Origin of the sequence: Aequorivita vitellina (assembly GCF_022008365.1) — a bacterium.
In the GTDB taxonomy this organism is placed as follows: domain Bacteria; phylum Bacteroidota; class Bacteroidia; order Flavobacteriales; family Flavobacteriaceae; genus Aequorivita; species Aequorivita vitellina.
Map to the genome: position 1 here is coordinate 1 of NZ_JAIRBA010000064.1, position 3,672 is coordinate 3,672.

General features: G+C 40.8%; 1 protein-coding gene. It reads left to right on the plus strand.

All coding sequences use genetic code 11. From position 1 onward, the window contains the following. The first annotated feature begins 1,159 nt into the window (after positions 1 to 1,159). Complete coding sequence (locus K8089_RS15860) at positions 1,160 to 3,433, plus strand: Periplasmic ligand-binding sensor domain-containing protein (protein WP_237604273.1); 2,274 nt, start codon at positions 1,160 to 1,162, stop codon at positions 3,431 to 3,433. Positions 3,434 to 3,672 lie beyond the last annotated feature (239 nt).

Consider the following 3,672-nt stretch of genomic DNA (forward strand, 5'->3'; position numbering starts at 1 on the left):
TTTCTTCTTTCCTCTATTTCAGTTCAAAGGAGAGCTCCTTCCCCTTCGCAATATTTTACTTTGAAAGACAGAGGTTTATTGAAGGGGAAGGTGGCCGCCGGCTATAATTTATATTAACAGTTACCATTATGTTCCGGCGGACGGAAGGGGTAAATGTTACATTTGCTTGCATCCTATATCTCTCATTTAGTCACTACTCAAAGGTCCCCGAGTGCCCGACGATAGGAGGGTGTATCGAGGGGCCCGACTTCGCAACTCGGTAACCTCTATAGAATCCCGATGTTACAACGGGACCCCTCAGTCAATTAAGTTCCGACCTTCAAATTAAAGTTCCAAACCGTCCTGAGTCAGGTTTCATGAGTCGTGCGTCCCTTCAGTCGTGAGTCGTGGTTCCAATTTACCCTACAACTTTCATCTAGGTACTACCCAAACTCCCCAATCTGATAGCTGTCGGATGCCCGAGGATAGGAAGGTCAATCAAGAAGCCCGGCTACTCACTACCGACTAAAGACTACCAACTACCGACTATGGAGAAAAACCCCTTCCGTCAGCTGGAAAAAACATATAGCATATAACCAACATATTCCCAGCTGCCACCTTCCCCTTAAATAAACACGAATCTTTCAAATTAATCTTTTCTAAGGGGAAGGAGCACACCCGAAAAAAGCACAAGCCAACTAACTTAAATCCAAAAACTACCCAAATTACACCCCCTAAAACCCACATCAATCAAACCCATCCCACTTTGTGTCCTTTATGCCTCCTCAGTGCCCTTTGTGGTTAGCCCACATATGGCACCGCCCCCCTCCGAACCCCATATCCACAAATCACAAATCCCAAATCAACGAATCCCAAATCAATTAATCCCGAATTAACCAATTTACCAATCAACCAATCAACAAATCAACAAACCCTATTTCCATTTTCTCCGTGTCCTTTGTGCCACCTTTGTGCTCTCCGTGGTTAACCCAACTCCCAAATCAACCATTCACAAAAAAGTAGGGTATTTTGTTTATTGAATGTTTTATATATAACACCGACGCCGATTGCATCCGTGTCAATGTGTTTGCTTAAATAATACCGAATTAAATTATTTATATTGTATTTAATAATTTAACTTAAACTCTAAAAAAACCATTATTATTTTAAATTAATATCGATGAAATATTTATTACGCTCGCTATTTGCTGTCATAATTGCATTTCAAACAATACAAGCACAATTTCCCACTAGCGATCCTAATTGGACATATTTTCGAGCCGATAATACTGGTGTCGGTGGAAGTCAGCACTACATCGTGCGCGGCGATCGTTTTAACAATATTTGGATGGGAGGACGCGTACCAAGTGCTGGAGCGGGATGTGTTACTCGCTTTGATGGCACTACATTTACAAATTGGGGCACCTATGGCGATAACTATCTGCCCGATGAAACAATCAATGATATTGATTTCGATAACAACGATAGAATTTGGGTGGGTACCAATGGAGGCTTGGCAACCTCGGCAGATGGCCTGTCTTGGCAACATTACACCTCGGCAAATACACCCTTGACAACCGACGGAATTAGAGGATTGGCAATTGCTGCTAATAACGACCTGTGGGTTGCCACTGGCGATCCTGGCATTGAGGGTGGAGTAGGGCATTTCAATGGGACAGATTGGACGTATTATACACAGACCAATTCCGGTCTTCAATCTGGCATATTACGAGATATTGCAGTTGACCAAGACAATAATGTATGGATAATGGGCCTTGATGGCTTAATTAAATACGACGGCGTAAATTGGACATTATACACGCCTTCAAATAGCGGGTTGTCTTCTGTAAATGCCAAGGAATTAATGATTGATGATGCAAACAGGGTTTGGATTTGCAATGGCGCTAACGTCGATATTTTTGATGGTACAAATTGGACGCATTTAAATAATTCAACCTGGCCTATTTCCGATTTCACAGCCAAAAGAATGTATATACGCGACGATAAAACTATTTTATGCGACACCTACCGTGTTATGATGTTCGACGGTACAAATTGGACTGCCGTAGTTGGTCCAGATTTTAATTTGAGCTGCTATATTGATGCTGAAGATAATTATTGGATAGCGGGAAGTAGTGGTGTTAGTAGATATGATAATGGGCAATGGATAAATTATACCAGCCATAGTACGGCTCTTGCCGAAAATTCTAATGAAGATGTGTTTATTGACAGCCGAAACAACAAATGGTTTGCAAATGGAAATGGGGGAATACAGGTGATGGAATGCCCTAATTGGGAAGTATACGGACCTTGGAATGAAGGTCTCTTCCCCAGTCCACAATCACAAAGTACTATCGGACGCTATGTAACAGAAACCCCCGACGGTGATATTTGGTTTTCGTACGATGGCAGCGATGGCACAGCTGTTCAACTTCCCAACGGTGATTATCACGATTATGCCTCCTGGGTAATTTGGAACAACACAAATACACATCCATATTTTGGTGGCCCTGACGAAATTGCTGGAACAGATAATGGAAAGGTATTTTTTATTCGCTATAGTTCGCATGATACCTTCGTATATGATAAAAATACAAATTCGTGGGAGTATTATAATATGAACACCGGAATATCAGCCTACCCAAAATGTCTCGCGGCGCGGGCAGGAGGCAAAATGTATTTAGGCCATTGGTACGGATATGATGTTTATGACAATGGTACTTGGAGCACGGTAGATTTAACCGCAGTAGGAGTGGAGTATATTTACGATATCGAATTTGATGCCGATGACAATATGTGGCTTGGCACTTCTGAAGGCTTATGGAAACACGATGGTACTACTTGGACCAATTGGAATACCTCGAATTCCAACATAGCCGAAAACCATGTATGGGCAGTCGAAATTGATAAAACAAATAATATTATTTACTTAGGAGCCTTTGTGAATAACGGCGACGGCGGACTTTCATATTTTGACGGCACGGGAAATACATTTTCTACATTTTTAGCAAGCTCCTCTCCTGTAGCACACAAGCAGGTTGAAGATTTGGCTTTAGATACCTTGGGAAATATCTGGATACTCACCCAAAGTGAAGGCTTTACAGTGCATAACCCTAACGGCCTATTAGGTTTTGAATGTATAGATCGCACTTTACAAGGTGGCGGACTCGGAACAAGTGATAACGATTTCACTGCTCTCAAAAATAAAATTAAAGTCGTACCGAACCCATTCAATGATTCAGTTTCCTTTGAATTTGATATAAATGAATCGAAAAATGCTACCATTACCATTTACAATATTATGGGAAAAGTGGTAAAATCTGTACCAATTGAAAACCTCCAATCCGGAAAAAACGCAATCACATTAAATTTATCAAATTTCAGCAGCGGCATGTATTTCTGTAAAATAAATGCAACCCAAAATTTTGAAACAGTAAAATTTACTAAAAACTAAACCCCACCTGTCACACCAAGCACAGTCAAAATGCCCAAATTTGGCTCACCTTATCTCAAGTCTCTAACTTCTAGCCTCTAGCCTCTAGTTTCTAGCCTCTAGATTCAAATCTCACATCTCACATCTCACATCTCAAATCTCCATCAAATATGTCACACTGAGCATTCTAAGTTAAAAACAAATTTTTAATTGGATAATTTTACAAAAGGCTCCTCCCTTTTAGCAATTGCAAAAATTCT

Bases quoted from the DNA above. Each gene is read 5' to 3' on its own strand.
- K8089_RS15860 (WP_237604273.1), top strand. From the start codon at position 1,160: ATGAAATATTTATTACGCTCGCTATTTGCTGTCATAATTGCATTTCAA.